This is a genomic window from Pseudarthrobacter sp. S3 (assembly GCF_050156905.1).
Classification (GTDB): domain Bacteria; phylum Actinomycetota; class Actinomycetes; order Actinomycetales; family Micrococcaceae; genus Arthrobacter.
Map to the genome: position 1 here is coordinate 2,215,540 of NZ_CP189583.1, position 25,988 is coordinate 2,241,527.

The following is a 25,988-nucleotide window of genomic DNA, read 5'->3' on the forward strand; positions in this document are numbered from 1 at the left end:
GGTGCAATCGCCCACGGAAGGTTTGACGCGGGTGCCGAGCCGTCAGACCCGGGGATGGACTCGCTCATGGATGGTTTTGACGCCGGATGATGCGGCCCACGAGTTGCAGAGCGTCCCCGAGTGAAATGCTGGGAACGTAGGCGCGTGTGAGCGCCTGGGCGATACCGGGGAGGGCGGCTGAGTCAGGGTAGGTCATGAAGAGGGTCTGGTAGCGGGGGTGGAACTTGCCTTTAAAGGCCAGGAGGGACCGGAATCCGTAAACCGGTTCAAGGGCCGAGCCCAGGGCGTTCAGGATCCGTTCCAGACCGTTGGGCCCTGCATCGTCCCGGATTTGGTCCGGGGTCCCGCTGCCGGGTATCCGGGCCAGGGGCGCTGCAGAGAGGCTGATGAACCCGAGACCTTCCTCGCGCAGGCTGCTGGCCGCCGAGGCGATAAGGAACTCGATGGCGGGTCTGAACCCGTCGCTTCGCCTCCTCATGACATCAAGGGTCCGGCCGGTGATATTCCCGTGCCGGTAAACCGGCAGCCAGGACGTTACAGCGTGTACCCGGCGCTCGCGGTCGACGGCGATCAGGCACTGGACTTCGGGGTCGTCGAGCTCGTCCAGTCCTCCCAGGGTAAAGCCCATTTCCGGCATGTTGCGCTCGGCCACCCACTCTTCGGAGACTTCCTGGATTTGTGACTGAATGACGCGGGAAGCTGCAGGGTAAGTGACCCATTCCGCGTAGATCCCTGCTTTGGCTGCCTTGTTCAGTGCGGTGCGAATGTCCTGGAACTTTTTTCCCTTGAAGGACAAATTTTCCAGGGGAAGAACAGTTTCCTGTCCAACCTCTGCAGCCTCCCAGCCGAGAGCCACGGCCGTGTCCCGGACGTCCTGCGGGACCGAGTACAGGCACGGTGTCCATCCGTTCGCCCTACAATACAGCGAAAATTCCGTGATCAGCTCGGTCATCCGGGTCTTCGGGCCGACCGGTCCGCCGAGCGTCAGGGCCACCGAAGCGATGACCCGGTAAGCGATGAAGCTGTCCCCTAAACGTGAAAACCAGTACCTATTCCCGGACCACAGTGTCATCCATGAGATGGAACTGCCCTCCCCTGCCGTCAGGATGGCGCGGGCTTTGGCTTTGTCATCCCCGGAGTGTGTCGGACGAATCCCGAGGAAGGTTCGCAGCACTAAGGCACCGGTCACGGCCCAGAACACGATACCGACGCCTTCATACAGAACGATGGCCGGAAATGTCTGCGGGAAGAATGCGGGCAGAACGTCGACCGCGAACCCTAGCGGGAGGAACCGGTCCGGGACATCGGCAAGCAGCCCTGCGGGGGTCGGAACCGGGCTGAAATCCTGGGCCAGGACCAGACCGCTGCCGATATAGAGCACAGCCAGGGCGACGGCGAGCACCAGCACTTGGATAGCGAGCCGGGCGTACGTGCCGCGTGGAGCAGCTACCGGAAACAACCGCCGGCACGCCACCAAAACCGTCAGGAGCAGCAGAGGCATCAGCAACGGGACTACTAGGGACAGCGGATGGGCAGGAAAACTGCCTGACAGGTTCGCTGAAACGACCTCACCGGCTACCGAGTCCTGGCCAGTTGATTGAAGCACCTGGATCAGCACCACGAGCGAAAGCGCCGACAGGCAGGATTGGAGAACCAAGACAGCTCCCCAAGCGAACCGCCGGCCACGGCGTAGCCCCTCGGCAAGGAGCAACAACAACACCGACGGGACGATGGCCATGAAGAGGCCACCCGCGCCGGCCCTGAGCTGCAACCGCGCAGCCTCGCATTCCCTGTGCCTGCCGGCGGCGGTGCACAGATCCTGCACTGTCTGGGCGTCAACGGGTTCAATCCCGGTGAACAGCAGGCGCAGCACAGACAGCGGGCCCATAGCGTGCGGAACCAGCCCCGCGATGACCGGCCCGATAGCGGACACTGCGACCAGCACGGCCACGAGGACCCTGCCCTCGTGTCGGCTGCTCACAAAGATTTTCCTCCGGGGGCGCCGACCCAGAAACAACGGCCCCAGCAGGGCACCTGTTGCCCCGGCTATCAGTCGGGCCAGATCGGCGAAACCGCCACTGTAAAGGGCCAGGAGGACCAGCAATGCGAAAATGCCCAGCCGAAGCCGGCGCCTCCACAACGTTCCCATCGCTGCCGTACCTGCAGCAGCCACCCCCCAGGCCAGCAGGCTCGGGCCCGCAAAGTACATCCCGCCCATCAGCCATTCACCCGCAAGCGGGCGAATCAACTGCCAGAACCCCATGGCTGCCAGAACCCCCGTGAACTGTGCCAGCGAGGCCACCGCCACCACTCTTGCGCTGCCGAGACGCCGTTCCACAGGCACGCCAACCACCAGAATCAACACCGTGCCGAGCACATAACCAAACAGGTCCCTGGCCCAGAAAGCCGACGACACCACCGTCCACCACCGACCCGGAACGGTGCGCACCGTCACGGCAACGTTGGAATCCCACCCAGGCGCAGCCGTCGTGATAGCAAACCAAAATGTAAGCCCCAGCACCCAGAAAAGAACAACAAAACCCATAGTCGCTGGAGCACCCCGGAGTGTTGAAAGGAAGCGTCGCCCCAGACGCCGGAGGCGGCCACCCACGGACCCGTACCCCGGAAGAAGACGTGACAAAAGACTTCCCTTCACGAATTTCACAACAGAGCGCGCATGCCGATCCTCAAAATACCACTTGCCCACCGGCATGGCCGCTGCCCTGGACTCTCAGCCCGACATCCCGCAGAGACGCTTGTGTGGCCGGGATCTGCCCCGCCAGCCACTCCACGACACACTGCCTGCAATCATCAGGGTTGGCAACGCTGCGCCATCGCCCCTGCACCGCTCCCGACGAGTAGGCAGCTGCCCGCCGAAACGGATGTGGGCGAAGGCGACCTTTGTATGAACTTGGCCGGAACACGACGGGAAAGATATGTGATGCGCCCGCCCGCACCGAGGAACGACGGAGAAGTCCACCGGAAATTGTGGCCACGGCCAGCCCGGCCGCCCCTCCAGCCGGTCCGGCGCAACCAGGAACCAAAACGTGGAACACCACCGACAGCGAGGCCGGTCGATGACTCCTGCCCAAAAACACAAACCCGACAAATTCAGGAGTCAGCACGACCCCGAACCGGATCGGTGGGTACTGGCTTAGGCACGCGGCGCGGCAGGGCTGCGACACCCATCCCCTATATTTCGCCTGAGCCCGCTATCAGATGAGTCCAATCGTCGGTCTGTGACTGGCAGCCGACCCGGCTGGGATCATGCCAAACGAAGGCCCCTGATAAGGACGTTATCCGACTTCCTCTCACTGACATTCGTTACCTCGTCGCGTAGAACGCCACAGCCGACGAGGAAGCAACATTCAGTGAATCCACGCCGTTCATCATCGGAATCGTCACTCGGGCATCGAGTAATTGATCGGTCTCGGGCTTCAGCCCGTCGCCTTCGGTACCGAAGATCAACACCAGGTTCTGATGATCCTGGGCCACCAACTCATCAAGAGTGATGGCTCCCTCCCCCAGAGACATGCCGGCTATGTAGTAGCCCGCCTCTTTCAGCTGTTCGATACCAGCTGGCCAAGGGTCAATCCTCGTCCACGGCACCTGGAAAACCGTGCCCATACTGACCCTGATCGAACGCCGGTACAACGGGTCAGCGCATTGCGGCGTGATCAACACAGCGTCGACACCGATCGCCGCTGCCGACCTAAACACGGCTCCGACATTTGTATGATCGGTCAAGTCCTCCAGAATCGCGATCCTTGATCGTCCTCGTGTATGGGCGCGATTTGGCTCTCGTACTTTGGAACCACTGACAATGGTGTGGGCCACTATGTCCTCCAGGACCGCGACCCGGTGCGCGCCAGCCAGCAGCTCGTGGAGGGGCACCGGTTCCGGCCGCTGCATTGCGGCCATGGCGCCGCGGTGCAGGTGGAACCCGGTGATCTCTTCGAGCAGGGCGGCGCTGCCAATGAAGGCGGGAACGTCCGGGTAGGCAGTGAGGAGATCCTGCAGGTTAGCCAGCCATTTCTCCGCCAGGAAGAACGACCTTGGCCGGTGGCCGGCCGCTAATGCCCTGCGTAGGACCCGCGAAGATTCGGCGATGTACATTCCTTCAGCCGGTTCGCGGAGCTTCCGCAGGTGCACGTCCGTCAGCTGCGTGTAGTCGGAGACGCGGGGGTCCCCGGCGGATTCAAGATAATGGATTGTCACCGGCTGATTATTTCAGCAGGTTGGCGATCATAAAGCCCAGCGCCATCAGGCCGAGCGCAAAGATGACGGTCCGCAGCACAGCCGGGGACAGCCGCCGCCCAACTTTGGAGCCCAGAAGGCCGCCGATTGTGGAGCTCACGGCGATCAGGAGCACCACCAGCCAGTTGATCCGGTCAAAGGCGAAAAGCAGGTAGGACACGGCGGCCACGAGGTTGACGCCGAGGACCAGAATGTTCTTCATGGCGTTGGCGTTCTGGATGGTGCCGGTGAGGAATACGCCCAGGATGCCCACCAAAAGGATGCCCTGGGCGGCCACGAAGTATCCCCCATAGACGCCGGCCAGGTACACCAGGACAATCAGGAGAATGCCGTGCCTTTTGTCCTTGATGGCGTGCTCGGGGTTTTCCTCGCGATTGCGGACCCAGGCCTGCAGCCGCGGCTGGAACACCACCATCAGCAGGGCAAGCACCAGGAGCACCGGGGCCACGTAGTGGAAGACCTTCTCCGGCAGGTGCAACAGCAACCATGCCCCGGTGATGCCGCCCAGCAGCGACGCCGGCAGGAGCTTCAACAACTGCAGGCCGCGGCCCTTGAGCTCGCGGCGGTACCCCCACGCACCCGCTGCGGTGCCGGCCACAAGGCCCATAGCGTTGCTCATGGAAGCCACCACGGGAGTGACCCCGAGGGCGATCAGGACCGGGAACGTGACCAGGGTGCCGGAGCCTACAACGGCGTTAATGGTGCCGGCCCACAGGCCGGCAAAAAACACAAAGATGCTACTGAGAAGATCCACGGTTGGCGGCGCTGCGGCCTAGCGGCGGGCGGTGGCGGTGTAGCGGCCAGCGTTGACGGTGACGTCGAGTTCCACGCCAAATGTCTTGCTGAGGTGCTCCGCCGTCAGCACGCCCGCGAGGGGTCCGGCTGCCACCACGTTGGAGTCTCGGAGCAACATCGCGTGGGTGAACCCCGGTGGCACCTCTTCGAGGTGGTGGGTAACCAGGACAATGGCCGGAGCGGACTCATCACCGGCCAGTTCGCTGAGGCGGTGCACCAGGTCCTCGCGCCCACCCAGGTCCAGGCCGGCCGCAGGTTCGTCCAGCAGAAGAAGTTCTGGATCAGTCATGAGGGCGCGGGCAATCTGTACCCGCTTGCGCTCACCCTCGGACAGGGACGCGAAAGCCCGGTTCAGGAACGGACCCATGCCCCAGTCATTCAGCAGCCTGAAGGCCCTGCGTTCGTCAGCCTTTTCATAGCCTTCACGCCAGCGGCCCGTGACACCGTACGCCGCGGTGACAACAACATTGAGGACCGTTTCGTGCCCGGGAATCTGGTTGGCCAGGGCGGCGGAGGACAGGCCGATGCGGGGACGGAGTTCAAACACGTCCACGGAGCCGAGGATTTCCTCCAGGATGCCGGCAATGCCGCTCGTTGGGTGAAGACGGGCCGCGGCAATCTGCAGGAGAGTGGTCTTGCCTGCGCCGTTGGGTCCCAGGATGACCCAGCGTTCGCCCTCTTTAACCTGCCAGTCAACTTTGTTCAGGAGCGTTTTAGCCCCACGGACAACGCTGACGGCGGCCAATTCAAGAACATCACTCATAGGAGTAGACACTAGGACAAAACAGGGGCGGACTGATAACTGATGCTTGGGCAGCGATACGGGTCACAGTCGCCGCACGCCTGCCGGCCCGCAGGGGTTCGCCATCAACCTGGCGCAATCAATTCGGAAGACCCTGCCCCGCTGACTAAGATTGCAGCCATGACTTCGAACGTGACTGCGGTCAGCTATGGCCTAAAACTGACCGCCAGCGGGCTCGATACCGTGCACGACGCCCTGACGGGCAGTGGCGCCACCGTCCAATCACAATCAAGGGGCGGGGACAACCGGTTTGAAGTCCACACTGCCGAGCTCACTATCGCCGACGGCACGGACGACGGTATTTCCGCACTCCGCAGGGCGGTGGCCGAGGCGGCGCAGGCCGGCCTGGACACCGCCATCGTTCCCGCAGGTTTGCGTTCGGCTCCGCGGAAGCTGCTGATCATGGACGTTGATTCGACGCTGATCCAGCAAGAAGTCATTGAGCTCCTGGCGGCCTACGCGGGCAAGCGGGAGGAAGTGGCGGCAGTCACCGAAGCCGCTATGCGCGGTGAACTGGACTTTGCGCAAAGCCTCCACGCGCGGGTGGCCGTGCTCGCAGGATTGCCGGCCGCCGTCGTCGATTCCGTCCGGGCGGAAGTGAAGCTAAGCGACGGTGCCGCTGAGCTGGTTGCGGCATTCAAAGCTGCGGGCCATGTGGTGGCCGTGGTGTCCGGCGGGTTCAACCAGATCCTGCGTCCCATCGCGGAGGATCTGGGCCTGGACTACTGGTTGGCTAACGAGCTTGAAATTGTGGACGGCGCCCTGACCGGCAAAGTAATTGGTGCCGTCATCGATCGTGCGGCGAAGGAAAAGTACCTGCGCGAGTGGGCGGCCGCCGAAGGCATCGCGATGGAACACACCATTGCCGTGGGCGACGGCGCCAACGACCTGGATATGCTCGGAGCCGCCGGAATCGGAGTGGCCTTCAACGCCAAACCTGCGGTCCGGGCCGTCGCGGATTCTGCGATCAACATGCCGTATCTCGACGCGGTGCGCCACATCGCCGGGGTCTGAAGCAACCTCCGCCGATACGCCCAGAAGGCACGTCGCGGCAATGGTCTCAAGGAACAATGCTGCGACGTGCCATCTCGCGTTGGTGAAGTTTAGTTGACGCCCTTGCCGAAGTAGTCGGAGCCGCCGGCGTACTCCGTGTGGCCGGATTCGACGTCGGCCGTAGCCATGCCGGCCACAACTTCAGCGAACTCCTCCACCGAGTACAGCTTTCCGGCCTCAGCGCGGCGGGCTTCGATGGCACCCGGGTTTGAGCGGTCCAGCAGCGTGGCCGTGACGGTGCCTTCGATCATGTCGCCGGACACAACCACCAGCGAGATGCCCTTCTCAGCCAGGTTCGGGAGGAGCTCACGCAGGGCGTCCTCGCCGGCACGCTTGCTCCGGGCCACAGGCTCGTATTCGGGCATGGTGGGCACGGAGTTGATGAAGTGGGCCTGGTGGCTGGTCACGAAGACCACACGGGAGCCTTCCTTCATCAGGGGCACGGCGGCGTTGAGCATATTGACCTGGGCATCGCGGTTGAGCTTAAGGGCGTAGTCGTCTGCCATGCCGGACTCCATGCCGCCGGACGCGTTGAGCACCAGGACATCCAGCGAACCGAAGTTCTCCAGGGCCGCGCTGGCCAGGGCCTGCACGCCTTCCTGGGTGGTGAGGTCCGCACCCACGGCGGTGGCGCGGCCGCCGGCAGCTTCGATTCCTGCTACCACCTTGTTGGCGCGCGGCGCCTTCTGGCGGTAGTTAACGACGACGGCGGCGCCCTCGGCAGCGAGGTTCTTGGCCACTTCGGCGCCGATTCCCCGTGAGGATCCGGTCACGATGGCGGTTTTGTTATCCAGCAGTCCCATATGGGCTCCTTTGTTCGAAACGTCTAAATCCGTTGAGGTCTGGTGTCAATCATGCCAGCGCCCAGTCCACAATCACTTGTGGGACCCCGACAAAGAAGGCAGCTCACCCTCGTTTCAGTGGCCCATGCCGAGTCCGCCGTCGACGGGGATGACGGCACCGGAAATGTAGGCGGCCTCGTCGCTGGAAATCCAGCGGACCACGTTGGCCACTTCCGAAGCCTCGGCAAAGCGGCCGGCTGGTATGCCGGAGAGGTAGTTTTTCTGGGTGGCCTCGGGCAGTTCCGCCGTCATATCCGTGTTGATGAATCCGGGGGCCACCACGTTTGCTGTGATCCCGCGTGAACCCAGCTCACGCGTCAGGGAGCGGGCGATGCCCACCAGGCCGGCCTTGGAAGCGGAGTAGTTTATCTGGCCCGGCGCGCCGTAGAGGCCCGAGACCGAGGAAATGAGGACCACGCGGCCCTTGCGCATCCGAATCATGCCCTTCGAAGCGCGCTTGATGACCCGGAAAGCTCCGGTGAGGTTGGTGTCGATCACCGAGGTGAAGTCGTCTTCGCTCATCCGCATCAGGAGCGTGTCCTTGGTGATTCCCGCGTTTGCCACCAAGACCTCAACGGGACCGTGGGCGGCTTCCACCGCGGCGAAGGCCGCATCGACGGAGGCTTCGTCGGTCACATCGGCCTTTACGCCCAGAATGCCGGCCGGCAGCTCCGAGGGGCTCCGGAAAGTCACGGCCACCTTGTCGCCATTGGCCACAAAAGCCTGCGCGATGGCCAGTCCGATGCCGCGGTTTCCACCGGTGATCAGGACACTGCGGGCCGATGTAGCTGCTTCAGACATTAAACGCTCCGGGATTCTGCGGCACGTGCAGCCGCGGGTAGGACGAGGTGTGATTTTTGCTGCCTCCGATCTTAGCCCGCGTTTGGGCGCCACTGCCGATGGTGAGAGAATTGAGGCAAGCCTTTGGAGCGTGATCAATCAACCGTGACCCTTGAAAACCATGCCGGACAGTCCGTGCCCGGAGAGCCCGAAAGTTTCTCCGGGGATTCCGGGGTCTACAGCATTACGGACGCGGCGGACGCCCACTCGGAGGACATGCGCCGGCGCATGATCAAGTACGCGCTGGCCATGGGAATCCGCATGGTCTGCCTCATCCTTATTTTTGTGGTGGACGGCTGGTTCAAGCTCGTTATGGTCGCTGGCGCCGTCTTCCTCCCGTGGATTGCGGTGGTGATCGCGAACGGCAGCGACCAGGCGGAGATCCACAGCGACTCGCTGCTCGACTCGGCCCCGCTGGCCGAGCTGGAAAGCCAAGCCGGGCTGCCGGAACAGGACGGCACCACGTCCACGGTCATCCAGGGCGAACTCATTGATGACGACGACGAACCCACGCAAGGACAGGAACGGCGCGCCTCATGAACATTCTTGACCTGGCTGCAGGGACTGCTGGTCCACCGCCGGCCATGGCTGCTATGTGCTCCCGCAAGGCGTGCCGTGCGGAAGCGTCCTGGCAACTGCTCTGGAACAACCCCAAGATCCATACGCCGGAACGCCGCAAAACCTGGCTTGCCTGCAACGACCACCGTGACTGGCTCGAAGACTACCTCCAGACCCGCGGCCTTTGGAAGGAAACCCTGGTCCTGGATTCGGGGCATGCCGCCGGCCGGGCGCCGGTAGGGCAGGACGGCTGAATGTACCGCTTTCTCTTCTCCAGCAAATGGCTGGGATACCTCCTGCTGGCCGCCATCTTCGCCGCCGCCTGCGTGTTCCTTGGCCGTTGGCAGATGGACCGCCGCGCAGAGACACTCGCGGAGATCAACCGCGTGGTCACCAACTATTCCGCCACGCCCATCGCCTTCGACGCGGCAAGGGACGAGTTCGCCGCGCTGGACCCGTCGAAGGAATGGACCCAGGTGGAACTCCAAGGCACCTACGCTCCCGACGGTCAGCGCATTGTCCGCAACCGTCCGCTGAACGGGCAGCCCGGGTATGAGGTGGTTGTCCCCTTCAAGCTCGAGACCGGCGAAACTGTGGTGATTGACCGCGGCTGGCTGCCCATCGGCAACAAGAACCCGGGGAGTCCCGATTCCATTCCGGCGCCTCCTGCCGGCCCAGTGACCGCCGTCGTCCGCCTCAAGCACGGGGAGCCCCAACTGGACCGTGGCGCCCCCGAGGGCCAGCTTGCTTCCATCGATCTCCCCACCTATGCGGACCAACTGGGATACCCGGTCCTGACTGGCGCCTACGGACAGCTCGCGTCTGAATCTCCCGCCCCCGCTGACGCGCCCGTCCCGTTCCCGAAGCCGGCCACTGAAGAAGGCACGCACCTGTCCTATTCCCTGCAGTGGTTTGCCTTTGGCGTTCTGATGTTCGTGGGCTTCGGGTACGCCGCACGGCAGCAGGCCAGGAATGCTGCGATCGACGCCGAGGATGAGCTTGAGGGTGAAGACGGGTCGCGGGATTCCGGCAGCCCCGTGCATTCCGCCGCTGCGGCAGCCCGCCGTCGCCCGCCTGTTGCCCGCAAACGCAAGAAGGCGACCGCCGAAGAAGAGGAAGACGCCCTGCTGGACGCGCAGGGCTACTGACGAACGTTCTGTCACGGAACGAGCCAGTTCGCGGCAAATCCCGTGCGGGGCTAAGCGACAGGCGACCGGACGCCGAGAAGGCTAAGCGAGCGTAATCAGGTCCAGGTAGTCTTCGTTCCAGTGGTCCTCGATGCCGTCGGGCAGCAGTACGACGCGTTCGGGGTTCAGTGCTTCGACGGCTCCTTCATCGTGGCTCACGAGGACGACGGCGCCGGTGTAGTTGCTCAGTGCCCCGAGGATTTCGGCGCGGCTGGCCGGGTCGAGGTTGTTGGTGGGCTCGTCGAGGAGAAGCACGTTCGCGCTTGAGGCCACGATGGTGGCCAGAGCCAGCCGGGTCTTCTCGCCGCCGGAGAGCACACCGGCGGGCTTATCGACGTCGTCTCCGGAAAACAGGAACGAGCCCAGGATGTTGCGGACTTCCGCGTCGTTCATGTCCGGGGCGGAGGAGCGCATGTTCTGCAGGACGGTGCGGTCCACGTCGAGCGTCTCGTGCTCCTGGGCGTAGTAACCCACCTTCAGGCCGTGGCCCGCCACGACCTCGCCGGTGTCCGGCTTGTCGACGCCGGCGAGCATCCGCAGCAGGGTGGTCTTGCCGGCGCCGTTGAGGCCCAGGATGACCACCTTGGAACCGCGGTCGATGGCCAGGTCCACGTCGGTGAAGATCTCCAGCGAACCGTAGGACTTGCTGAGTCCGTCCGCGGTCAGCGGAGTCTTGCCGCAGGGTGACGGATCAGGGAAACGCAGGGCTGCCACGCGGTCGGTCGCGCGGACGGCTTCGAGGCCTCCCAGCAGACGTTCGGCACGCTTGGCCATGTTCTGCGCTGCGACCGCTTTGGTGGCCTTGGCGCGCATTTTGTTGGCCTGGTCGATGAGGACCTGGGCTTTCTTCTCCGCGTTTGCGCGCTCACGCTTGCGGGCGCGCTCGTCCGTTTCGCGCTGGAGCAGGTAGCGCTTCCAGTTCATATTGTAGAAGTCGACCTTGGCGCGGTTGGGATCCAGCAGGAACACTTTGTTGACGGTGGCTTCGAGCAGCTCGGTGTCGTGGCTGATCACGATCAGGCCGCCCTGGTGGTTCTTCAGGAACTCGCGGAGCCAGGTGATGGAGTCAGCGTCGAGGTGGTTGGTGGGCTCATCGAGGAGCATCGTTTCGGCGTCCGAGTACAGGATCCGGGCGAGTTCCACTCGACGGCGCTGGCCGCCGGACAAGGTCTTGAGCGGCTGGTTCAGCAGCCGGTCCGGGAGGGCCAAGTTGGAGCAGATCGCAGCGGCCTCGGCCTCGGCCGCGTAGCCGCCGGCGGCCAGGAACTCCGATTCCAGCCGGTCATAGCGGTTCATCGCCTTGCGCTGGACCTCGGTGTCCTCGCTGGCCATGTCCTCATGGGTCTGCTTGAGCTTGTTGACGGCTATGTCCAGGCCGCGGGCGGAGAGGATGCGGTCGCGGGCGAGCTGTTCCATGTCCGGGGTGCGGGGATCCTGCGGCAGGTAGCCGATCTCGCCGCTGCGGGTAACCTTGCCGCCGGCGGGCTGGCCTTCGCCCGCGAGTACCCGGGTCAGGGTGGTCTTGCCTGCGCCGTTACGGCCTACGAGGCCGATCTTGTCGCCCTTGTCGATGCGGAAGCTCACCTGGTCCATGAGGAGCCGGGCGCCGGCGCGCAGTTCAAGATCCTGGACAGTAATCACAGCAGGTAAGGCCTTTCACAACGGGGAAACGCCGCAGCTCATCGGATGACGTCTGGAAGCAGCCGGGCAGAATGGCCGACAGAACGGCCTTTCCAAGTCTACCGGCCTCAGCTTGGCCCCATAACCGCTCCACCGCCGTCGTACGTTGGCTCAACGGTTGTGCCCGGCCGTCAACCCCGGGCATCCCGTTTAGTAGGTCCCCTACAAAATGGCGCCCGACGGCGGCCGGTAACGTCAGGATCACCCCATGCTTCGCTTGTACAACAACGACAGGAACACCCCATGAGCCAGACAGACACCGCCGCCACCGGCACCACTTCCCGCCTCCGGAACCGGTGGAATGCCACCGACCTGGGCCTGATCGCCGTCTTCGCAGCGCTCGTTGCCGGCTCCGCTATGGTGCCTGGCATCGCTGCGAACGTGTTCGGCATCCCCATCACTTTCCAGACCCTTGCGGTGATGCTAACCGGACTGATGCTGGGCCCCGGCCGAGGTTTCGCCGCCGTCGCCCTGTACACACTCCTGGGCCTGGCCGGCCTCCCGATCTTCAGCCAGGGCCGCAGCGGACTGGCCATTCTGGCCGGCCCCTCGGCCGGTTACATCATTGCTTTCCCCATCGCTGCAGCCGTTGTCGGCTGGCTGGCCATCGTGGTGATCCGGCGGACAACACGTTCCCGGGCGCTGTGGTTCTTCGCGTCGGCGATGGTCACCAGCATCGCGTTCGTGCACATGTTCGGAGTCGCCGGGATCGCCCTGAACACCAAAGCTTCACTGGGTGACGCCTTCCTCGCAGACCTGGTCTTCTACCCCGGCGACGTGATCAAGAACATCCTCGCCGCGGTGATCGCAGTGTCACTGCACCGGGCATTTCCCGACGTCCTGGTCCGCCGGGTGAAGCGGATCAGCAACTAGTCCCGCCATGGCAACCATTTCTTTCCGGCAGGCCTCAGTGGCCGTTGCTGTTGACAACCGCCCGGAACCGAAGTCCCTGCTCCGGGACGTCACGCTTGAACTGACGGAACAGCGCATCGGCGTGATCGGGGCCAACGGGTCCGGCAAGTCCACACTGCTGCGGCTGATTAACGGCCTGGTGCAGCCAAGTTCCGGCAGCGTGTCCGTGGACGGCGCCGATACTGTCCGGGCCGTGCGGGCCGTACGCCGGCAGGTGGGGTTCGTCTTTACGGATCCCTTATCTCAGCTGGTCATGCCCACGGGGCGCGAGGACGTGGAGCTTTCGCTGCGCCGCCCGGTCCGCCACGGTGCGGAGCGGCGGAGGCTGGCGGAAGCGGCCCTGGAGCGCCTTGGCCTGCTGCCGCTCGCGGACCAGAGCATCTACGAACTCTCCGGCGGTGAACGCCAGCTGATGGCCCTCGCCGCTGTATTGGCCGTGAGTCCCACTGTCCTGGTGCTGGATGAACCATCCACCCTCCTGGACCTCCGGAACCGCGAACTCCTGCGCCGCACACTTTCCGGCCTCGGCCAGCAGATTGTGATGTCCACACACGACCTCGACCTCGCCCTGGAAATGGACCGCGTGCTGGTGGTTGAGGCGGGACGCGTGATGTTCGACGGCGGCCCTGCCGCGGCCGTCGACGCATACCGGGACCTGGTCACCAACGGCCTGGCCGCGCCATGAGAGGGCACGGCTTCTTGCTGGCCAACTACGTCCCGGGGAATTCGATCATCCACCGGACGCCGCTTGCACTGAAATTTCTGCTGGTGGTGGGCTGCGGCCTGTTGTCTTTCCTGGTGGTCGACTGGTTGGTATCTGCCGCGGTGCTGGCGGCGCTCGGCGTCCTGTTTCTCCTGACGGGTGCCGGCGCCCGCCGGCTGGTCGGTGCTGTCCGTCCGGTTGGCCTTGTGCTGGTGGTCATCGGCCTGTTCCAGTGGTGGCAGCTGGGTGGACCCACGGCCGCCCGGATTGTCCTTAACATCCTGGTCTGCGTGGTGGCGGCGTCCCTGCTGACAGCCACGACCCCTATGCAGCGGATCCTGGACGGTGTTGTATCGCTGGCCACACCGTTCCGCCGCTTCGGCGCCGACCCCGAGCGTTTTGCGCTGACCATCGCCATCATGCTCCGCAGCATCCCGTATATCGCCGGCGCCTTCGCAGACGTCAGGGATTCCGCCCGGGCCCGAGGGCTTGAGCGCAACCCGCGCGCCCTCGTGCTGCCCGTTTTCATCACCACCGTGGCCTTCGCCCGCCAGACCGGCGAAGCACTGGCTGCACGCGGGCTGGGCGACGCGGAAGACTGAGGGGCCGTTAGATGTGCTTTGTTCGGCTCAGGGGTCCTGTCGGCCGGCCAGGAACTCGTAGCGCAGCAGCGCGGCCGTTCCCATGCCGCCGGCAATACTGATCAGAGCCAGGGCCAGGGAGCCATGGTTCCCGGTGCGCCGGGCGTGGGCGAGAAGCCGGGCCATCAGTACTGCCCCGGACGCACCATAGGCGTGGCCCAATGCCAGCGCCCCGCCGTCAAGGTTGGCCCGCTCCGGATCGATGCCCAACTTGTCCAGGCACGCCAGGGTCTGGGACGCGAAGGCTTCGTTGAACTCCACCAGGTCACAACCGTCCGCGGACAGTCCCCTCGCCTTCAGGAGCCGCTCCGCGGCAACCGCTGCGCCGATCCCCAGCACGTCGGGGTCCACGCCGGCAGTGTCCGAGCCCAGCACCAGGAGCCCGTCAACGGCACCGAGTTCCCGGGCCCGCTGCAATGAAGTAACCACGACGGCGGACGCGGCGTCCGCGTCGAAGCATGAGTTCCCGGCGGTGACAGTCCCCCCTGGCACAAAAGCGGGCGGGAAGCGCTTCAGCACGGCAGCAGTCAGTCCGGCCCGGGGGCCGTCGTCGGCACAGATGGGTCCGGCCTGCGTTTCCAGCGTGGTGATTTCGGCGGCGAAATATCCTGCTCCGGCGGCAGCCAGCGCCCGCCGATGGCTGCGCAGCGCCAAGGCATCCTGCCGCTCCCGGCTGACCGCGAACCGGGCCGCTACGTTCTCGGCAGCGACCCCCATATCCGGGTCGCCGAAGCTGTGCGGCACAAACTGGGCCCGGGCAAAAAAGGCGGGCTCGCCGTCGTTGTCCCGGTAAGCCCGCAGCGGAGCCGTGCTGATGCTCTCCACTCCCCCGGCGAGATACACGGGGTTTCCGCCGGCGGCCACCAGCCGGGCGGCCAGGACGATCGCGTCGAGGCCTGACCCGCACTGGCGGTCGACAGTCAGTCCCGGCACGCTGACCGGCAGCCCTGCCTGAAGGAGGGCGAGTCGGGCCACGTTGCCGCCGCCGCCCACGGCGTTGCCGATCACCACATCCGTGACGGTTTCGGCCGGCACCTGGGCATCGGCCAGGAGGTTGACCAGGACCGGCGCCAGAAGCTGGTGGGCACGCAATTCCTTCAGCGCACCGTTGGCGCGCCGGATCGCTGTACGCCGCGCCGCGATGATCACGGGCTGCCGGTCCGCGGGCACAAAGTCACCAGGCGGCAAGCCATGGGGTTGCAGGTCAGCGGTCAAGATGCCGCGCCCTCGGGTCGTGGGAGCCGATCCATTCCAGCAGGATATTCCGGCTGATCTTGCCCCGGTCCGTCGTGGGAAGTTCGGACAGTGCGAAGTACTGGTGGGGCCGTTTGTCCCGCGGCAGGATGTTTTCGAGTCCTGCCTTGAGCTGCAAGGCCGTGATTCCGCCGTGGGACGGAATGACGCCTGCAACCACCCGTTGGCCGCGGAGGTCATCGGGTATTCCAGCGGCAACAGCAGCAGCCACGCCCGGCACGGCCGCCAGGGCGAGTTCCACTTCGTGCGGATAGACGTTCTTTCCCGAGGTCAGGATCATGTCGGCGCGCCGCCCCAGGATGTGCAGTTCGCCGTCGGCGAGGTAGCCCTGGTCCCCCACCGTGAACCAGCCGTTGAAGGAGCGCAGCGCCTGCCCGTCGTCACCCCACAGGTAGCCGTTGCTAACCATGCCGCTGCGGACGCAGATATTGCCGGCTTCGCCGTCCAGGAGTTCGGAACCGTCGTCGTCCAGGATTCTGACATCCACGCCCGGGAACGGATGTCCGATCCCTGTTCCCCCGGCGTCCAGCAGCTCCCCCGCCGCCAGCCCCACACCGGAGACAAAGCTAAGTTCGGACGCGCCGTAGTACTCGAAGATGGTGGCGTTCGGCGCCCAGCGCCGTGCTGCTTCAAGGGTGCGTGCGTCCAGCTTCGAGCCTGCGCAGATGATGCTCCGGATGCCGGAGGCATCAACGCAGCCGGTCAGGCCGCGCTCACTCAGCAGCCGCAGCATGGTGGGCACGAGGATCAGCCGGGTCACGCCGTCGTGCGTAATGGCGGTGTGGACATCACCGACGTCGAACCTCCCCAGCGTCTGGAATTGGGAGCCCGCGTAGAGGCACTCAGCGAGGGCGTAGAGGTTAAGGCTGGCGGCCAGGGGGCCGGGCGCGAGCGTGACGTCGGTCTGGGCGAAGCCGAAGAACTCAACGGACGCGTCAAAGGACTGCCGCCAGGACTGCCTGGACCGGGTAAACGCCTTGGGCACCGAGGTGGTGCCTGAGGTGAGTCCGATCAGGAACGTCGAGTCCGGCGGCCCGTCCGCCAAGGCATCCGCTGCCGAAACTGTGCCCGGTTTGGCTGATTCCGCCAGCCGTTGAACGATCTCATCGTGCAGGGACGTCGGCCAGGTCGGATCCAGGACTGCGCATTGCCGCTCGCCGGCAACGGCTGCGGTGAACTTCACGGCGAAGTCAACGGAGTTGGCCTCCGCCAGGACTGTGACGGCTGCTGTCCCTGGCAGAGCGGCTGCGGCGGCGTCCCGCAGCTCAGCCCAGCGCAGCCGCTGGCCGGCCACCACAACGGCAGTGTCATGGGGGCGTTCTTCGGCCCAGCGCTGGATTTTGTCGAGAAAAGGCATCGAACCAACTTTACCGGGCCGACTCGGCTTCGGTGCAGCGGGTAAAGGCTATTGTGACTTGATGAGCTTCAATGACAACGTCCGGCTGGACCCCTCCCAGGTCCAGGACCGGCGCGGCATGGGCCGCGGTGCCAAAGTCGGCGGCGGGATCGGGGGCGGGATCATCCTGCTCATTGCAGTCCTCCTTGGCGTCAATCCCGCCATGCTGGAAGGCCTGACGGGCGGCACTGGCACGGCTGACCAAAATCAAGGGACGGCGCCGGCCTGCGCCACGGGGGCCGACGCTGACGCCCGGCTGGACTGCCGGATCACCGCCACGGTCAACAGCCTGAACGCGTTCTGGCCAGCCTACCTCCGGGACTACAACGTCCAGTATCCCCAGCCGCAGACGGTAATCTTCGATCGGGCCGTCAACAGCGGTTGCGGGACAGCTTCCAGCGCGGTGGGCCCCTTCTACTGCCCCACGGACAGCACCGCCTATTTCGATCCCGGGTTCTTCCAGGAGCTCGTGAACCGCTTCGGATCCTCGGGAGGTCCTTTGGCGCAGGAGTACGTGGTGGCCCACGAATTCGGCCACCACATCCAGAACGTGCTGGGGGACCTCGACCGTGCGCAGCAGGATCCGCAGGGGCCGGCGTCCGGTGCTGTCAGAACGGAGCTCCAGGCCGACTGCTATGCCGGGCTCTGGGTAAAGCACGCCTCAACCCAGCCCGGACCCGACGGCCAGCCGTTCCTGGAACCGATCACCCAGCAGGACCTCGAGGATGCCCTGTCCGCAGCTTCGGCAGTGGGCGATGACCGGATCCAGGAAGCCGCCACGGGCAGGGTCTCGCCCGAGGCCTGGACGCACGGCTCCAGCGAACAACGGCAGAAATGGTTCTACACCGGCTACACCAGCGGCGACATTAACCAGTGCGACACGTTCTCGTCGCCTAGCCTGTGACAGGATCCGTCGCCGACGGCAGCACGAACTAGAAAAGAACGACGACGGCCGGCTTCCTCCGCTGGGGAGGTAGCCGGCCGCCGTCGTACTTTTCATGTCAGATGTTGAAGCCGAGGGCCCGCATCTGGTCCTTGCCGTCATCGGTGATCCGCTCCGGTCCCCACGGCGGCATCCACACCCAGTTCAGGCGCCAGTCGTCCACGACGCCGTCCAGGGACTTGCCTACCTGCTCCTCGATGACATCGGTGAGCGGGCAAGCTGCCGTGGTGAGCGTCATGTCGATCAGCAGCGCACCGTCCTCGTCGGAGTACTTCAGGCCGTACAGCAGCCCGAGGTCCACGATGTTCACCCCGAGTTCAGGGTCGATGACGTCCTTGAGTGCCTCTTCGACGTCCTCGAGGCCCGTGCGGGCCACATTGATTTCGGTCATGGCAAGTCCTAACTAGGCCTGGGCAGCAGCGATGGTGGCTGCGCCGGCGCCCGTGGCGTAACGGTCGTAGCCTTCGTCTTCAAGGCGGTCTGCCAGCTCCGGGCCGCCCTCTTCGACAACCTGGCCGTCCACGAATACGTGGACAAAGTCAGGCTTGATATAACGCAGGATGCGGGTGTAATGCGTGATGAGCAGCGTGCCCATGTTGCCCGTCTCATGAGCGCGGTTGACGCCTTCGGACACAACCTTCAGGGCGTCAACGTCCAGGCCCGAGTCGGTCTCGTCCAGGATGGCGAACTTCGGCTTGAAGAGTTCCAGCTGGAGGATCTCCACGCGCTTCTTCTCACCGCCGGAGAAGCCCTCGTTGACGTTGCGTTCGGCGAAGTCAGCGTCGATGCGCAGCTGAGCCATGGCCGCCTTGACGTCCTTGGTCCAGGTGCGCAGCTTGGGTGCTTCGCCGTCGATGGCGGTCTTAGCGGTGCGCAGGAAGTTGGTCATGCTCACACCGGGGACCTCCACGGGGTACTGCATGGCCAGGAAGATGCCGGCGCGGGCACGCTGGTCGACGCTCATGGCGAGGACGTCCTCGCCGTCGAGCGTGATGGTTCCGTTGGTGACCTTGTAACGCGGGTGCCCGGCGATGGTGGAAGCCAGGGTGGACTTGCCTGAACCGTTGGGGCCCATGATGGCGTGGGTCTGACCGGTCTTGATGGTCAGGCTGACGCCCTTCAGGATCTCCTTGGTGCCCTGCTCCGTGTCAATGCTGACGTGCAGGTCCTTGATCTCAAGAGTAGACATAGGTCTTGTTCTCCTCTGCACCGCGCCCTCCGGCGGTGGTGCGGTCTGTATCTGGAAGTTTTGGTTCTGTTGCTTGGTATTGCCGCGGGCGGCTGATCTGTCCGGCTGATGCTGCTAGCTGAAGTTCGGGGCTTCCGCTCCGTTGAGCACGTTCGTAAAGTCCACGTAGACCTCGTCGCCCACGATCTCGACGGCGAACACCGGGACGGGATCGTAAGCGGGCAGCTGGAGCGGCTCACCGCTGCGCAGATCGAACTGGGAGCCGTGGCCCCAGCATTCGATCATGCACCCTTCCACTTCACCCTCGGACAGCGAGATGTCCGCGTGCGAGCAGGTGTCCCCGATGGCGTGGATGTCTCCCATGGAGTCCTTGACGATGGCTACGGGGTAGTCATCGATCAGAATCCGAAGAGCCTGCTTGAGCTGGATTTCATCCGTTTTGCAGACAAATTCGCCCTTTGGCTGGTCAGTCATCTGTTTTCCGCGCCGTCTAGTTGTTCGTCACGGCGAGTTCGCGCTCAACAGCCTCGGTAAGCCGCTCCTCGAGGGCCGGTACCTTGATCTGCTGGATGATCTCGTGCAGGAAGCCACGGACCACCAGTCGGCGGGCAACATCCTCAGGGATACCGCGGGCCATGAGGTAGAACAGGTGCTCGTCGTCCAGCCGGCCGGTGGCGCTGGCGTGGCCGGCTCCCTTGATCAGGCCGGTTTCGATCTCAAGGTTCGGCACGGAGTCGGCGCGGGCGCCGTCCGTGAGCAGCAGGTTGCGGTTGGCCTCGTAGCTGTCCGTGCCTTCGGCTTCCTTGCGGATCAGGACGTCGCCTACCCACACGGCGTGCGCGTTGCGGCCCTGCAAGGCGCCCTTGTAGAGCACATTGGAGGTGCAGTTCGCCACCGCGTGGTCAACGAAGAGCCGTTGTTCCAGGTGCTGGCCGGCGTCGGCAAAGTACAGGCCGAACATTTCCGCTTCTCCGCCGGGGGCGGTGAAACGGGCAGAGGGCGTGACGCGGACCAGGTCCCCGCCGAGGCTGACCACGACGTGCTTGAACTTGGCGTCGCGACCGATCTTTGCCTGCTGGGAGGAGGCGTGAACGGCGTCGTCGTTCCATTCCTGGAGCGAGACAACAGTGAGGTTGGCGCCGTCTTCAACAACGATTTCGATGTTTTCGGACACAACGGCCGAACCCTGGTGGTTCAGGACCACAACGGCCTTGGAGAACTTCTCCGCTATTATCACCAGGTGCTGGGCAGCTGCCGCCGTCGAGGTACCGTCGATCGCGACAGTGACCTCGGTCTCGGCTTCAAACTCGGCCGGGATGGTGAGGACGGTGGCTTCGCTGAAGTTTTCCCAGGCGTTCGCGGACACGCGGTCCTCCGGGATTCCGGCGGAACCGATGCGCTTGTCGCCGCGTGCCACGGTCTCAACCGTGACCTGCTCCGGGCCGCTGACGGTTACGGTCGGAGCCGGTCCCGCAAGGACCTCACTGTGCAGGCCGCGCAGGCGCTTGAGCGGGGTGAAGCGCCAGTCTTCCTCAAGCCCGGTGAGGGGCTTGAAGTCCGCCAGGTTGTACGAGGTCAGCCGGCCAGCGCGTGAGCTGTCCGGAATGCCGACGCCGCCGCCGTGCGAGTGGCGCTTGACGGCTTCCCCGGCCAGGGGGGCCTTGGAAGCGTTCGAGTTGATCGGAGACAGGCTTTCGCCCTCTTCCGTGAAACCGTTGATAAACGGCTGGGCCGAGGGCGCGCCGATGCGCGCCTTTTCAGTAGTGATTTCAGTCATCGTTATCCGACGGACCCTTCCATCTGCAGTTCAATCAGGCGATTCAGCTCAAGTGCGTACTCCATCGGGAGTTCGCGGGCGATGGGCTCGATGAAGCCACGGACGATCATCGCCATGGCCTCGTCTTCGCGCATGCCGCGGGACATCAGGTAGAAGAGCTGCTCTTCGCTGACCCGGGAAACAGTTGCTTCATGGCCCATCACCACGTCATCCTCGCGGATGTCGATGTACGGGTAGGTGTCCGAACGGCTGATGGTATCCACCAGCAGCGCGTCGCAACGGACGGTGTTCGCTGAGTGCTTGGCACCTTCACGGACCTGGACCAGTCCGCGGTAAGCAGCCCGTCCGCCGCCGCGGGCCACGGACTTGGAGATGATGGAGCTCTTGGTATTCGGCGCGATGTGCACCATCTTCGAGCCGGTGTCCTGGTGCTGACCGGCGCCGGCGAAGGCGATGGACAGAGTCTCGCCCTTTGCGTGCTCGCCTACGAGGTAAACGGCCGGGTACTTCATGGTGACCTTGGAGCCGATGTTGCCGTCAACCCATTCCATGGTGGCGCCTTCTTCGCAGATGGCACGCTTGGTCACCAGGTTGTACACGTTGGTGGACCAGTTCTGGATGGTGGTGTAACGGACGCGGGCGCCCTTCTTCACGATGATTTCCACCACAGCGGAGTGCAGCGAATCCGAGGTGTAGATCGGCGCGGTGCAGCCTTCGATGTAGTGGACGTAGGAGTCCTCGTCGGCGATGATCAGGGTGCGTTCGAACTGGCCCATGTTTTCCGTGTTGATGCGGAAGTATGCCTGCAGCGGAATGTCCACGTGGACGCCCTTGGGGACGTACACAAAGGAACCGCCGGACCAGACGGCCGTGTTCAGCGACGCGAACTTGTTGTCGCCCACGGGGATGATCGTGCCGAAGTACTCCTGGAAGATCTCCGGGTGTTCGCGCAGCGCGGTGTCGGTGTCCAGGAAGATGACGCCCTGCTTTTCGAGGTCCTCACGCAGCTGGTGGTAGACAACCTCGGACTCGTACTGGGCGGCGACGCCGGAAACCAGGCGTTGCTTTTCGGCCTCGGGGATGCCGAGCTTGTCGTACGTGTTCTTAATGTCCTCGGGCAGGTCCTCCCAGCTGGTGGCCTGCTTCTCGGTGGAACGCACAAAGTACTTGATGTTGTCGAAGTCGATGCCCGAGAGGTCTGCACCCCAGGTGGGCATGGGCTTGCGGTCGAAGTACTTCAGGCCCTTGAGACGAAGATCGAGCATCCATTTCGGCTCGCTCTTCTTGGCCGAGATGTCGCGGACGACGTCTTCATTGATACCGCGGCGGGCGTTGGCACCGACATCGTTCTTGTCAGACCAGCCGTACTCATATGTGCCGATGCCGTGGAGCTCGGGATTCTTTTCCAGAATCTCCGAGATCACAGTGTCTTCGGCTACCGCTTTCTCTGATAGTTGGTCCGTCATCACGGCCTTTCTTGCTGATGGTTGGTTACTTCATCCAGGCTGGCGGGGGCTGCCTGCGGGACGTGTGGTCCCCCGGCAGCCAGCCGGCCTGTGGGTATGTGGGTAGTGCAGACGTGTCCGCCGCGCGCCAGCGTGGACAGGCGGCGCACGTCAACGCCGACGAGACGGGAGAACACTTCGGTCTCCACATCGCAGAAGACGGGGAACTGGGCGGCGAGCTGCTGGATGGGGCAATGCCCCTGGCACAGCTGGACGCTGGACAGTGCGGCCGGCAGCGGGGCCCTGGCTTCGATCGAGGCGGCCGACGCCACGAACCCATCCCGGCTCAGCGCCGTGGACAATGCTTGCGCCCTGGCGGTGATGTCCCGTCCGGCCTGTTCTATCTCGGGTGCGTAACGGCGTTCCATGTCGGCAAAACGTTCGACGGCGAACGCGCGGACTGCCTGTTCGCCCGCCACTGCCTGGAGCTGCTTGAGCGCGAGGGCAGCGATGTCGAGGTAATCGTTGCCAAGCGTGGACTGGCCCTGCGAGCTCAGGACATAGCGGCGGGCGGGTCGCCCCGCGCCTGCACCTGCCTTGGCTGCACGCTTGACCTCAATAACCCCACTGCGGGCCAGATGATCAAGATGCCTCCGGACCGCGGCTGGCGTGAAACCGAGCATGTCTCCGAGTTCCGCAGCGCTGATAGGGCCATGCTCGAGCACGGCGCCAAGGACCCGGTCCCGGGTACGCTCGTCGGAGTCCGCTACCGGCACAGCGGCCACGTGGCCGCGATCAGCGGCGGTACGTGGCGCTCTGTGCCCGGCAAACGGCACAGCAGCAGCATTGGTCATGGAATACACAACACAATCATGTCGTAATTTACTCCCCCGTACTAGTAAGGTCAGGCTGACCTGCGGCTGGGGTCACCTGCGGCCCCGCCAGTACTACATCGCGTAGAATGCTTGGGTGCGATCCCCCGAATCCCCGGTTCTGTCCATCAGCGGGTTAATCAAGGATGTTGGTCCGCTGGCCAGCCTGGACGGAAAAATGCTCCGGGTAGTCAACGGCGTATCTTTTGTGGCCGAACGCGGCCAGGTCACCGCCCTCCTGGGCGCCAATGGAGCTGGAAAAACCACCACCATCGAATGCGCCCAAGGCCTGCAGAAACGCAACGGGGGCAGCATCTCGCTGCTCGGCCAGGATCCGGGCCGAGCGGGCGCTGACCTGCGGTCCCGCGTAGGCGTGATGCTTCAGGACGGCGGCCTCCCGCCGTCGGCCCGTCCCATCCCGCTCCTGCGGCACATCGCCGGAATGTACGCGAGGCCCCGCTCCGTCGACGAACTGGTGGAACGACTTGGTATTGACACCTTCGCCAGGACCACCGTCCGCCGGCTCTCCGGTGGGCAGAAACAACGGCTGGCACTCGCCGCAGCCCTGATCGGAAATCCGGAAGTCCTATTCCTGGACGAGCCCAGCGCCGGCCTGGATCCCCAGTCCCGGCAGCTGGTGTTCGAGCTCATCTCGGAACTGCGGGCAACCGGGATGGGCATCATCCTCACAACGCACCTGATGGACGACGCCCAGCGGTTGGCCGACTACGTGTACATCATCGACGCCGGCAGGAACGTCGCCGAGGGAACAGTTCCCCAGCTGCTGCAGCGGGATCCGGCGGTGGAGGCCGGCGCGGACCATGCGCGCACCCTGGTGTTCGAGGCGCCCCCCGGGCTGGATTTCACCGGCGTGCTGCCCGAAGCCATCGCGGTCTCTGAAACGCGGGCCGGAAGCTACGTTGCCATGGGTGCCCTCACACCCCACGATCTCGCGTCGCTGACCGCCTGGTGGGCTGCCCACGACGTTATGCCTGGTTCCATGAGCCTGGCGGCTCGAAGCCTGGAAGATGTCTTCCTCGACATCTCGGGAAAGGACATCCGATGACGGCTCCCGCAGCCAGCGCCACCCAGGGAGCGCCGGCCACGCTGCTGCGCCGCGTCCTGCTGCAGGGCAGGTATGAATCCCTGACCATGCTCAGGAACGGCGAGCAGCTGATCCTCGCCGTGGTCCTGCCCCTTCTTGTGCTGGTGGGCCTCACTGTCACCCCATTCCTTGACGGCTTCGGAGCCAGCCGCATCAATGTGGCGGTCCCAGGCATCCTGGCTTTGTGCGCGATGTCCACGGCATTTACCGGGCAGGGAATCGCCACCGGATTCGATCGGCGGTACGGAGTTCTCCGCTTCCTGTCCACCACACCCCTGGGCCGCGAAGGCCTCATCGCGGGTAAAGTGCTGGCGGTCCTGGCGGTACTCTGCCTCCAAGTTGCAGTTGTGACACTGGTGGCGCTTCCTCTGGGCTGGCAGCCGCCTGCCTCCGGCTGGCTCCCTGGCCTGTTGCTGCTGGCCCTGGGCGGCGTGGCGTTCACCGCGTTGGGACTCCTGGTGGCCGGCACCGTGCGGCCCGAGGCCACCCTCGCCATCACCAACCTGCTGTGGATCCTGCTGGGCGCCCTCGGCGGGATCGTTATTCCCGCGGGGCGGATGCCCGCGCTGGCGCAGCAAGTGGTCCACTATCTACCCTCCGGCGCACTCGGCGAGGCCATGCGCGAAGCATTCCTGCACGGCGCGCTGAACAGCGGCGCCGCGCTTATCCTGCTGCTCTGGACAGTTCTTGCCGGGGCAGCAGCCATCCGTTGGTTCAAGTGGAATTGAGATATCCGTGAGCACGGCTTCACGCCTCCCCCAGATCGCCGGCCGCCTCGTCGCGAGACTGCCCCGTACCGTTGACGCCAGCGTCCGCCGCCTCGCGGTGGCGTCCCTGGTCGGCCAGACGCTGCTGGTGGTGACCGGCGGCGCGGTGCGGCTGACCGCGTCCGGCCTCGGCTGCCCGACGTGGCCCCGCTGCACGGACACCTCTTTGGTGAACACTGCCGAAATGGGGATTCACGGCTTCATTGAGTTCGGCAACCGGCTCCTGACGTTTGCGTTGGCAGCGGTTGCGGTGGCCATGCTTGTGTACTTGTGGAACCTTCGCAAGGAGCGTCGGGACCTCTTCCTGCTGGCGCTCGGCCTGCTGGCCAGCATTCCGGCACAGGCGGTGATCGGTGGTATCACCGTGCTGACCAACCTCAATCCGTGGGTGGTGGGCCTTCACTTCCTCGTGTCCATGGCCCTCGTGGTGATCGCCACACTGCTCGTCAACCGGGCGTACGGAAGGACAGGCCGCCACTCGGCCATCCAGCTCCCCACATTGCCGGGGGTCCTGCGTCCGGTGTCGGCCGCCGTCGCGCTTTTCTCCGCTCTTGCCGTGATGCTCGGCGTTGTGGTGACCGGCTCCGGGCCCCACGCCGGTGACGCCGACGCACCCCGCAATGGCCTTGACTGGGACCTGTTCTCCCACATCCACGCCGTTCCGGCGTACGTGATCACGGCTGGAACACTGTTCGCACTGGTGCTGGTGATTGTCCGCCGGATCCAGGGACCGTTCCGCACGTCCGTCCTGCTGCTCCTGGCTGTAACCATGCTGCAGGCAGTCATCGGCTTCACCCAGTACTACAACGGCATCCCTGCGTTGCTGGTGGGCGCCCACATGCTCGGCGCGGCACTGCTGATGAGCGCGGCAACAAACACCGCCGACCTCGCCCGTTCAAGCCCGGTCACGTAAGCGCGCCGCCCGGCAGCTGCCGATTAGTCAAACGCGGGGTCACTTACCGCCCATCCG

26 protein-coding genes are annotated in these 25,988 nt (G+C 64.6%); 11 read left to right on the forward strand and 15 right to left on the reverse strand.

Going from position 1 to position 25,988, the window contains the following annotated elements; genetic code table 11:
• Positions 1-64 precede the first annotated feature (64 nt).
• The 4 genes from ACQCSV_RS10620 to ACQCSV_RS10635 form a co-directional block, all read right to left on the reverse strand.
• Positions 65-2,455 carry a DUF2156 domain-containing protein gene (locus tag ACQCSV_RS10620; RefSeq protein WP_354155744.1) on the reverse strand — a complete coding sequence of 797 codons (2,391 nt, stop codon included), beginning with the start codon at positions 2,453-2,455 and terminating at the stop codon, positions 65-67.
• 869 nt (positions 2,456-3,324) lie between these two features.
• Positions 3,325-4,218, reverse strand: coding sequence for an RNA methyltransferase (locus ACQCSV_RS10625; protein WP_354155745.1), 894 nt, complete (start codon positions 4,216-4,218; stop codon positions 3,325-3,327).
• Between the two features lie 7 nt (positions 4,219-4,225).
• Positions 4,226-5,011 (reverse strand): sulfite exporter TauE/SafE family protein, encoded by a 786-nt coding sequence (locus ACQCSV_RS10630; protein WP_104061457.1) that lies wholly within the window; start codon positions 5,009-5,011, stop codon positions 4,226-4,228.
• A gap of 18 nt (positions 5,012-5,029) precedes the next feature.
• Positions 5,030-5,815, reverse strand: a complete 786-nt coding sequence (locus tag ACQCSV_RS10635) for an ABC transporter ATP-binding protein (protein WP_354155746.1) — start codon at positions 5,813-5,815, stop codon at positions 5,030-5,032.
• Between the two features lie 159 nt (positions 5,816-5,974).
• Between ACQCSV_RS10635 and serB the strand changes: the two genes are divergently transcribed.
• Entirely contained in the window at positions 5,975-6,868 is an 894-nt protein-coding gene (gene serB, locus ACQCSV_RS10640; protein WP_354155747.1) for a phosphoserine phosphatase SerB, read from the forward strand.
• 89 nt (positions 6,869-6,957) lie between these two features.
• On the opposite strand, the gene ACQCSV_RS10645 is transcribed toward serB, so the two are convergent.
• Both ACQCSV_RS10645 and fabG read right to left on the reverse strand, forming a co-directional pair.
• The gene (locus ACQCSV_RS10645) at positions 6,958-7,710 is read right to left on the reverse strand and encodes an SDR family oxidoreductase (protein ID WP_354155748.1); all 753 of its coding nucleotides are present in this window, start codon (positions 7,708-7,710) and stop codon (positions 6,958-6,960) included.
• A gap of 114 nt (positions 7,711-7,824) precedes the next feature.
• On the reverse strand, positions 7,825-8,550 hold the full coding sequence (gene fabG, locus ACQCSV_RS10650) for a 3-oxoacyl-ACP reductase FabG (protein WP_354155749.1): 726 nt from the start codon (positions 8,548-8,550) through the stop codon (positions 7,825-7,827).
• Positions 8,551-8,694: 144 nt separating this feature from the next.
• Here fabG and ACQCSV_RS10655 point away from each other — a divergent pair, with 144 nt between their 5' ends.
• The 3 genes from ACQCSV_RS10655 to ACQCSV_RS10665 are packed head-to-tail and all read left to right on the forward strand — an operon-like array spanning position 8,695 to position 10,295.
• Entirely contained in the window at positions 8,695-9,129 is a 435-nt protein-coding gene (locus ACQCSV_RS10655; protein ID WP_354155750.1) for a DUF3099 domain-containing protein, read from the forward strand.
• Positions 9,126-9,401: a hypothetical protein gene (locus ACQCSV_RS10660; protein ID WP_354155751.1), complete on the forward strand. Its 276-nt coding sequence runs from the start codon at positions 9,126-9,128 to the stop codon at positions 9,399-9,401. Before ACQCSV_RS10655 ends, ACQCSV_RS10660 begins: the two co-directional genes overlap by 4 nt.
• The gene (locus tag ACQCSV_RS10665) at positions 9,402-10,295 is read left to right on the forward strand and encodes an SURF1 family cytochrome oxidase biogenesis protein (RefSeq protein ID WP_354155752.1); all 894 of its coding nucleotides are present in this window, start codon (positions 9,402-9,404) and stop codon (positions 10,293-10,295) included.
• A gap of 81 nt (positions 10,296-10,376) precedes the next feature.
• Here ACQCSV_RS10665 and ACQCSV_RS10670 read toward each other — a convergent pair whose 3' ends face one another.
• The gene (locus tag ACQCSV_RS10670) at positions 10,377-11,975 is read right to left on the reverse strand and encodes an ABC-F family ATP-binding cassette domain-containing protein (protein WP_193342849.1); all 1,599 of its coding nucleotides are present in this window, start codon (positions 11,973-11,975) and stop codon (positions 10,377-10,379) included.
• A 282-nt stretch (positions 11,976-12,257) separates the two neighbouring features.
• Here ACQCSV_RS10670 and ACQCSV_RS10675 point away from each other — a divergent pair, with 282 nt between their 5' ends.
• From ACQCSV_RS10675 to ACQCSV_RS10685, 3 genes are read left to right on the forward strand one after another with little or no spacing between them, the layout of a single operon-like run.
• Positions 12,258-12,887: a biotin transporter BioY gene (locus ACQCSV_RS10675; RefSeq protein WP_354155753.1), complete on the forward strand. Its 630-nt coding sequence runs from the start codon at positions 12,258-12,260 to the stop codon at positions 12,885-12,887.
• Between the two features lie 7 nt (positions 12,888-12,894).
• Complete coding sequence (locus ACQCSV_RS10680) at positions 12,895-13,611, forward strand: ABC transporter ATP-binding protein (RefSeq protein ID WP_354155754.1); 717 nt, start codon at positions 12,895-12,897, stop codon at positions 13,609-13,611.
• Complete coding sequence (locus ACQCSV_RS10685) at positions 13,608-14,231, forward strand: energy-coupling factor transporter transmembrane component T family protein (RefSeq protein ID WP_193342852.1); 624 nt, start codon at positions 13,608-13,610, stop codon at positions 14,229-14,231. The genes ACQCSV_RS10680 and ACQCSV_RS10685 overlap by 4 nt, the downstream gene beginning before the upstream one ends.
• 27 nt (positions 14,232-14,258) lie before the next feature.
• Here ACQCSV_RS10685 and ACQCSV_RS10690 read toward each other — a convergent pair whose 3' ends face one another.
• Together ACQCSV_RS10690 and ACQCSV_RS10695 are read right to left on the reverse strand one after the other, a co-directional pair.
• Positions 14,259-15,485, reverse strand: a complete 1,227-nt coding sequence (locus tag ACQCSV_RS10690) for a thiolase family protein (protein ID WP_426938396.1) — start codon at positions 15,483-15,485, stop codon at positions 14,259-14,261.
• The gene (locus ACQCSV_RS10695) at positions 15,475-16,881 is read right to left on the reverse strand and encodes a class I adenylate-forming enzyme family protein (protein ID WP_426938397.1); all 1,407 of its coding nucleotides are present in this window, start codon (positions 16,879-16,881) and stop codon (positions 15,475-15,477) included. The genes ACQCSV_RS10690 and ACQCSV_RS10695 overlap by 11 nt, the downstream gene beginning before the upstream one ends.
• A 61-nt stretch (positions 16,882-16,942) precedes the next feature.
• On the opposite strand from ACQCSV_RS10695, the gene ypfJ reads away from it, so the two are divergent.
• The gene (gene ypfJ / locus ACQCSV_RS10700; RefSeq protein ID WP_354155768.1) at positions 16,943-17,824 is read left to right on the forward strand and encodes a KPN_02809 family neutral zinc metallopeptidase; all 882 of its coding nucleotides are present in this window, start codon (positions 16,943-16,945) and stop codon (positions 17,822-17,824) included.
• A 97-nt stretch (positions 17,825-17,921) separates the two neighbouring features.
• Here ypfJ and ACQCSV_RS10705 read toward each other — a convergent pair whose 3' ends face one another.
• The 6 genes from ACQCSV_RS10705 to ACQCSV_RS10730 all read right to left on the reverse strand — a co-directional run bounded on the left by ACQCSV_RS10705 (position 17,922) and on the right by ACQCSV_RS10730 (position 23,137).
• Entirely contained in the window at positions 17,922-18,254 is a 333-nt protein-coding gene (locus ACQCSV_RS10705; protein ID WP_185260509.1) for a metal-sulfur cluster assembly factor, read from the reverse strand.
• 12 nt (positions 18,255-18,266) lie between these two features.
• Complete coding sequence (gene sufC / locus ACQCSV_RS10710) at positions 18,267-19,052, reverse strand: Fe-S cluster assembly ATPase SufC (RefSeq protein ID WP_282331502.1); 786 nt, start codon at positions 19,050-19,052, stop codon at positions 18,267-18,269.
• Positions 19,053-19,166: 114 nt separating this feature from the next.
• Positions 19,167-19,526, reverse strand: coding sequence for a non-heme iron oxygenase ferredoxin subunit (locus ACQCSV_RS10715; protein ID WP_056339825.1), 360 nt, complete (start codon positions 19,524-19,526; stop codon positions 19,167-19,169).
• Between the two features lie 16 nt (positions 19,527-19,542).
• Positions 19,543-20,829: a Fe-S cluster assembly protein SufD gene (gene sufD / locus ACQCSV_RS10720; RefSeq protein WP_354155758.1), complete on the reverse strand. Its 1,287-nt coding sequence runs from the start codon at positions 20,827-20,829 to the stop codon at positions 19,543-19,545.
• Positions 20,830-20,831: 2 nt separating this feature from the next.
• Positions 20,832-22,295: a Fe-S cluster assembly protein SufB gene (gene sufB, locus ACQCSV_RS10725; protein ID WP_185260505.1), complete on the reverse strand. Its 1,464-nt coding sequence runs from the start codon at positions 22,293-22,295 to the stop codon at positions 20,832-20,834.
• A complete protein-coding gene (locus tag ACQCSV_RS10730; protein ID WP_354155759.1) occupies positions 22,295-23,137 on the reverse strand; it encodes a MarR family transcriptional regulator in 843 nt (280 codons plus the stop codon). The genes sufB and ACQCSV_RS10730 overlap by 1 nt, the downstream gene beginning before the upstream one ends.
• 106 nt (positions 23,138-23,243) lie before the next feature.
• Between ACQCSV_RS10730 and ACQCSV_RS10735 the strand changes: the two genes are divergently transcribed.
• From ACQCSV_RS10735 to ACQCSV_RS10745, 3 genes are read left to right on the forward strand one after another with little or no spacing between them, the layout of a single operon-like run.
• Positions 23,244-24,212, forward strand: coding sequence for an ABC transporter ATP-binding protein (locus ACQCSV_RS10735; RefSeq protein WP_354155760.1), 969 nt, complete (start codon positions 23,244-23,246; stop codon positions 24,210-24,212).
• Positions 24,209-24,979 (forward strand): ABC transporter permease, encoded by a 771-nt coding sequence (locus ACQCSV_RS10740; RefSeq protein ID WP_354155761.1) that lies wholly within the window; start codon positions 24,209-24,211, stop codon positions 24,977-24,979. Before ACQCSV_RS10735 ends, ACQCSV_RS10740 begins: the two co-directional genes overlap by 4 nt.
• A gap of 7 nt (positions 24,980-24,986) precedes the next feature.
• A complete protein-coding gene (locus ACQCSV_RS10745; RefSeq protein WP_354155762.1) occupies positions 24,987-25,931 on the forward strand; it encodes a COX15/CtaA family protein in 945 nt (314 codons plus the stop codon).
• Positions 25,932-25,988: the final 57 nt, after the last annotated feature.

Bases quoted from the DNA above. Each gene is read 5' to 3' on its own strand.
- ACQCSV_RS10635 (WP_354155746.1), bottom strand. From the start codon at position 5,815: ATGAGTGATGTTCTTGAATTGGCCGCCGTCAGCGTTGTCCGTGGGGCT.
- serB (WP_354155747.1), top strand. From the start codon at position 5,975: ATGACTTCGAACGTGACTGCGGTCAGCTATGGCCTAAAACTGACCGCC.
- ACQCSV_RS10645 (WP_354155748.1), bottom strand. From the start codon at position 7,710: ATGGGACTGCTGGATAACAAAACCGCCATCGTGACCGGATCCTCACGG.
- fabG (WP_354155749.1), bottom strand. From the start codon at position 8,550: ATGTCTGAAGCAGCTACATCGGCCCGCAGTGTCCTGATCACCGGTGGA.
- ACQCSV_RS10660 (WP_354155751.1), top strand. From the start codon at position 9,126: ATGAACATTCTTGACCTGGCTGCAGGGACTGCTGGTCCACCGCCGGCC.
- ACQCSV_RS10665 (WP_354155752.1), top strand. From the start codon at position 9,402: ATGTACCGCTTTCTCTTCTCCAGCAAATGGCTGGGATACCTCCTGCTG.
- ACQCSV_RS10675 (WP_354155753.1), top strand. From the start codon at position 12,258: ATGAGCCAGACAGACACCGCCGCCACCGGCACCACTTCCCGCCTCCGG.
- ACQCSV_RS10680 (WP_354155754.1), top strand. From the start codon at position 12,895: ATGGCAACCATTTCTTTCCGGCAGGCCTCAGTGGCCGTTGCTGTTGAC.
- ACQCSV_RS10685 (WP_193342852.1), top strand. From the start codon at position 13,608: ATGAGAGGGCACGGCTTCTTGCTGGCCAACTACGTCCCGGGGAATTCG.
- ACQCSV_RS10695 (WP_426938397.1), bottom strand. From the start codon at position 16,881: ATGCCTTTTCTCGACAAAATCCAGCGCTGGGCCGAAGAACGCCCCCAT.
- ypfJ (WP_354155768.1), top strand. From the start codon at position 16,943: ATGAGCTTCAATGACAACGTCCGGCTGGACCCCTCCCAGGTCCAGGAC.
- ACQCSV_RS10705 (WP_185260509.1), bottom strand. From the start codon at position 18,254: ATGACCGAAATCAATGTGGCCCGCACGGGCCTCGAGGACGTCGAAGAG.
- sufC (WP_282331502.1), bottom strand. From the start codon at position 19,052: ATGTCTACTCTTGAGATCAAGGACCTGCACGTCAGCATTGACACGGAG.
- ACQCSV_RS10715 (WP_056339825.1), bottom strand. From the start codon at position 19,526: ATGACTGACCAGCCAAAGGGCGAATTTGTCTGCAAAACGGATGAAATC.
- sufD (WP_354155758.1), bottom strand. From the start codon at position 20,829: ATGACTGAAATCACTACTGAAAAGGCGCGCATCGGCGCGCCCTCGGCC.
- sufB (WP_185260505.1), bottom strand. From the start codon at position 22,295: ATGACGGACCAACTATCAGAGAAAGCGGTAGCCGAAGACACTGTGATC.
- ACQCSV_RS10740 (WP_354155761.1), top strand. From the start codon at position 24,209: ATGACGGCTCCCGCAGCCAGCGCCACCCAGGGAGCGCCGGCCACGCTG.